The organism is Marinobacter segnicrescens (assembly GCF_900111555.1).
GTDB classification, from domain to species: Bacteria; Pseudomonadota; Gammaproteobacteria; order Pseudomonadales; family Oleiphilaceae; genus Marinobacter; species Marinobacter segnicrescens.
Map to the genome: position 1 here is coordinate 1 of NZ_FOHZ01000056.1, position 5,216 is coordinate 5,216.

The 5,216-nt window shown below is 60.8% G+C and carries 4 protein-coding genes; all 4 read right to left on the reverse strand.

The genetic code is table 11. The features are described 5' to 3' along the window. A partial coding sequence (locus tag BM036_RS19425; protein ID WP_143066677.1) for an acyclic terpene utilization AtuA family protein occupies positions 1-1,448 on the reverse strand: 1,448 nt, incomplete at its 3' end. Between the two features lie 36 nt (positions 1,449-1,484). Further along, positions 1,485-2,630 (reverse strand): acyl-CoA dehydrogenase family protein, encoded by a 1,146-nt coding sequence (locus tag BM036_RS19430; protein ID WP_091855277.1) that lies wholly within the window; start codon positions 2,628-2,630, stop codon positions 1,485-1,487. Positions 2,631-2,662: 32 nt separating this feature from the next. Then, positions 2,663-4,246: an o-succinylbenzoate--CoA ligase gene (gene menE / locus BM036_RS19435; protein ID WP_091855278.1), complete on the reverse strand. Its 1,584-nt coding sequence runs from the start codon at positions 4,244-4,246 to the stop codon at positions 2,663-2,665. Positions 4,247-4,259: 13 nt separating this feature from the next. Continuing rightward, positions 4,260-5,108 carry a helix-turn-helix transcriptional regulator gene (locus BM036_RS19440; protein ID WP_177186126.1) on the reverse strand — a complete coding sequence of 283 codons (849 nt, stop codon included), beginning with the start codon at positions 5,106-5,108 and terminating at the stop codon, positions 4,260-4,262. Positions 5,109-5,216: the final 108 nt, after the last annotated feature.

Consider the following 5,216-nt stretch of genomic DNA (forward strand, 5'->3'; position numbering starts at 1 on the left):
TCCGACACCCGGGGCGACTCCACCGGCGCGGCCGGTTGTGGCTGACCCTGGCCTCGCAGACTGGCCACCTTCAGGGCAACGGGCTCGCCGCCGACCTTCACGGTTACCGGCACCTGGTCCTTGTCGATCAGTCCCGAGAACAGACTGACGACCGGGCTGGGCCGCGGCCGCCCGGGGGTGACGCCGGTCACCGCTGGCGACATGGATAACGCAGCGCCGACGAACTCCTTGGAGAAAAGCTCCACACCTTCCTTGCGTGGGTGATGGACACCCAGGCGCAGAACGACTTCACGGACCTGACGCGCTTCCGGCCTGGCCTGGTCGCCGAACATGGCCTCGGCCCCAATCACCTGCAGGTCGCTCTTGGTAAACGCCGGCAAGCCCTCCTCTTCCAGCATTGAGGAGGTTCGATTGCGGATTGCCTCGCCCATACGACGGGCCTTGGCCGCAGCATCCCGGCCGACGATCACGAAACTGCCGATACAGGTAAAGCCGCCCATATGGGTGGCGCTGACCTTGTAGGTGGCGGTGGGCTCACGGCCCCGGGCCCCCTTGATAAGAACCCGGTCATCACCCACCTGCTCCATGGTGACGCTGGTGAAGTCGCAGATCACATCCGGCAGCACATAGCTGTGGGCATCGCCGATTTCATACAGCATCTGCTCGCCGGCGGTCAGTACCGAGACCAGGCCACCCGTCTCCGGTGGCTTGGTCAGCACGAAGCTGCCATCGGCGGACACTTCAGCAATGGGAAAACCGGTGTTCTCCCAGCCTGCCTGGGTCTCTTCCCAGTCAGTAAAATTGCCACCGCTGGTCTGTGCGCCACACTCGATCAGATGACCCACCAGGCCGCCGGCCGCCAGGCGGTCGTAATCCTCGGGCTGCCAGCCAAATTCATGGACCAGCGGCCCTACGGCGAGCGCACTGTCAACGCAGCGGCCGGTCACCACAATATCGGCCCCGGCATCCAGGGCCGCGGCTATGGGGAAGGCGCCCAGATAGGCGTTCACGCTCATGACCCTGTCGGGCATGGGGGCACCGGTTTCCATTTCCCGCAGGTCCTTTTGCCGGAGTTCGTCGGCCCGCTCCAGCAGGTTGTCCCCTTCCACGGTGCCGATCTTCAGGGTGACGCCGGCCTCTTCCGCCACCGCCTCCAGGGCCCGGCGGCAGGCCTCCAGGTTGACCCCACCGGCATTGGCGATGACCTTGATCCGCTTGTCGGCAATTTCCCTGACCCAGGGCTTCATCACCCGTTCGATAAAGTCCGTGGCGTAGCCGGCTTCCGGGTCGCGGGAGCGGGCCTTGGCGAGAATCGACATGGTGATTTCCGCCAGGTAGTCCAGGATCAGGTAGTCCACCCCACCATGGCTGATCAGCTGTTTCGGCCCCAGTGCTGTGTCGCCCCAGTACCCGGAGGCACCACCGATCTTGATAACCTTGTCTGACATCTCAACCTCGAATGACTTGATGAAATGGCCGGGCCGTTAAAGGCCAAGCTGACGGGACGCCAGGTCCCGCATGATTTCTTCGGCACCACCGCCGATGGCGTTGACCCGGACTTCACGATAGATGCGCTCCGACTTGGGTCCACGCAGGAAGCCGGCACCACCGAGGGTCTGTACCGCTTCCCGGGCGCAGTACTCCATGGTCAGGGTGCTCTGGTTCTTGAGCAGGCACACATCGGCTACCGGGTTCTCCCCGTGATCGATCCGCCAGGCGAGTTTTTCCAGGTAGGCCTGGCTGGCCTCGATCTTCATGTACATATCCGCCAGCTTGTGGCGAACCACCTGGTGCTCGATCAGCGACTTGCCAAAGGTCTGGCGTTGGCGGGCATAATCTACGGTTTCTTCGTAACAAGCGCGGGCGAAGCCGATGCAACTGGCAGCCATGAATATACGCTCATAGTTGAAATTGTTCATGATCATCTTCGAACCCTGGTTCTCCTCCCCCAGCAGGTTGCCCACCGGCACACGACAGTCATCGAAATACAGGGTGGCGGTATCGGAACACCACCAGCCCATCTTCCGGTCCAGGGGTGTGCGGGTGAAGCCCGGGGTGCCCCGGTCGATCACCAGCAGGGAAATGCCCTTGTGGCCAGCCTCACCGGTACGTACAGCCACGGTGTAGGTGTCCGCGCGCATACCGGAAGTGATGAAGGTCTTGGAGCCGTTAACGATGTAATGGTCGCCATCCCGTTTCGCGGTGGTCTTCAGTGCAGCCACGTCCGAGCCGCCACCGGGTTCGGTAATGGCCAGGGCACTGATGGCCTCTCCGGCAAAGATCGGTGGCAGCACACGCTGCTTGAGGTCTTCGGAGCCGTACTTCACGATTGGTGGCGAACCGATGCCATGACTCATCAGACTGGCGGACAGGCCACCACAACCAGCCCTGGCCAGCTCCTGAGCGGAAATGATCATATAGAACAGGTCCGCTTCGATGCCACCGTACTCCTCCGGATAGCCCAGGGGGATCAGACCAATGTCAGCGGCTTTCTTGTAGAGTTCTCGGGGGAAAGTGCCGGCCTCATCCCATTCGGTGACGAAGGGCTCAATCTCCTTGCGGACAAAGGCACGCGCCGAATCCCGGAAGGCCTCGTGTTCGGCGGTGTAGAACGGACTACTGGTGGTCATGAATCTTCCTCGGTTATGTCAGTTCAGGCGAATTACTGGTATTGCTTGCGCAGCTCGCGCTTGAGTACCTTGCCGGTGGCGGTGCGAGGCAGCTCTTCCACCACTGCCAGGTGCTTGGGCACTTTGAACCGGGCCAGGTGTTCGCTGCAGTAAGTCTGGATGTCCTCCAGGGTGGGCTCTTCGCCCTCTTCCGGCACCACCAGCGCCATGGGCACTTCGCCCCATTTGTCGTCGGGCACACCGATCACCGCCACATCCCGCACTTTCGGGTGACGGTAGAGCACCTGCTCCACCTGGGTGGGATAGACGTTCTCACCACCGGAAATCAGCATGTCTTTCTTGCGATCGACGATGTAATAGAAGCCTTCGTCATCCTGTCGGGCCAGGTCGCCACTGTGAAACCAGCCGTTACGCCATTCCTCGGCCGTGGCGTCGGGACGGTTCCAGTACTCCCGGAACATGCTGGGGCCACGCAGCACCAGCTCGCCGGTTTCACCGGGGGCCACGTCGTTGTCGTTCTCGTCCACAATGCGCATCTGCACATGGATCAGGGGCTTGCCCACCGAGCCGTTCTTGCGCACGGCGTTTTCATTATCGAGAAAACAGGCGGACGCACAGGTCTCTGTCATACCGAAGCCTTCCAGGAACTGGAAGCCCCGCTTCTGGAAGAATTCGATCACCGGGATCGGGCACGGTGCCCCACCGGACAGAAGCACCTTGAGGGATGACAGGTCATAGTCGTCGAAATCCGGTCGCTGGCTGAGCATCAGCCACATGGCCGGCAGCAGGAAAAGCGTGCTAACCCGCTCTTTCTCGAGCATCTTTAACAACTTTTCTGGCTCAAACTGGGCTTGTAAAAGTATGCGCCCCCCGCAATAAAGCACCGGCAGGGTGTAAATCGCCAGGCCACCGATGTGGAACAGTGGCGCCACTGTCAAAGTACTATCTGAGGTATTAAGAGCCAGGGGGCTCATCTGGGTATTGATCGCCACCCACGTGGGGTTGGCGTGGGTCAGCAGGGCGCCCTTGGGCTTGCCGGTGGTGCCGGAGGTATACATCATCATCAACGGATCGTCCTGCCCGACCAACACATTGCGGTCGGTGGCATCGGCAGCGGCCAGGCTTTCCCGGTAGTCCGGATCGCCGTCCGCCCCGAGCATGCCTTCACCGCATTCGCCGTTTACCGCCACCGCATGCTGCAGGGTGGTCTCGTTGCGGATGGGCTCCAGTAACGGCAGAAAGCGGGCATGGTAGACAATCACCGAGGCTTCCGCATCGTTGATAATGAATTCCAGCTCCTTGGCACTGAGGCGGAAATTCAGCGGCACCGCAATGGCCCCAAGCTTGGCGCAGGCAAAGAAGGTTTCCAGGAATGCCGTGCTGTTGAGCATCAGCAGGCACACACGGCTGCCCCGGGTTGCTCCGTGCGCCGCCAGCATGTTGGCGGCACGGTTCACACGCTGGTCGAATTCGCCGTAGGTCACACGATCATCGTTACAGACAACGGCCTCGGTATCCGGTCTGTGCCAAGCATGGTAACGCAGCCAGTCGCCAATGCCGCCGATGTAGTGGGAGCTGAGGCTGGGGTCGGTCTGTTGTGTTTGTTGTTGAGTCATAATGAACCTCTGATCATCGGGTTGCCCATGGAGACGCTGAACTCTGAACCATAGCAGCGGCCGGCTGTGCAAACTTGCGTGAACTGGCTGTGGAGGCGCTCGGCGGCCCCTTACTGGCGGTCACCTGCACACGGATCCTCAGGCGGCGTGAACCACTGACAATATCCCTTGGCGGAAGACCATAGATGCGCCGTATGGAATGGCTGAAATGCGTGGAATCTGGATAGCCGGTTTCCAGCGCAATATCTGTCAGCGTAGACGGAGAACGCACGTGGTACAGCAACGTCCGCGCACGGCGCCAGGCCCGGTATTTGCGCAGACAGATCCCGGTTTCCGCCTTAAAAAGGTGGAGGAACCGGGAGAGGGACAACCCCTGACTGTCGGCAAGGCAAGAAGCACTGCAGGGGTCAGCCGTATTTTCACAGATGTGGTCCACCACGTGGCTTACCCTCGGGTCTAGCAGCCTTCTCGGCAAGGGCTGGCCGAACAGCAGGTCATCAAACTCCGCATCCGAAAGCCGGGCGCTGGTGGTTACCTGCTGCAGGCGCATAACACCCTCGAGGATCCTCGCCCTTACCGCCGAAGCGTTCTCCTGCAACTTCCGTTGAATGCAGGCACCGGCCATCACCGTATCCGTGTACTCAGGCTCAAGCATGACAACAGCCAGGTGCCGGTCTGCCGTGCGAACACGGTGGGGGGTATAGGGGGGCACCCACGCCAGGTGTCGGGCACTCCAGCCATTGCCAATATTGACCTGCAAAGGTTCCAGGTCGGAAACATACAGCGTCGCACACCCGAAGTTCCGGACGCCGGGTCTGCCCAGCAGACCGTAGTAAAAAACCCGGTGCGGGCCAATCAACATCAGCCGACTGTTTTCTTGTTCTTGGCTGGGGGTAAAACTCATTGCGTTACCCTCTCGGTTATCATCACCCCAAGGTTAGACCTAACACTTGGTCAAATTCAAGATTGG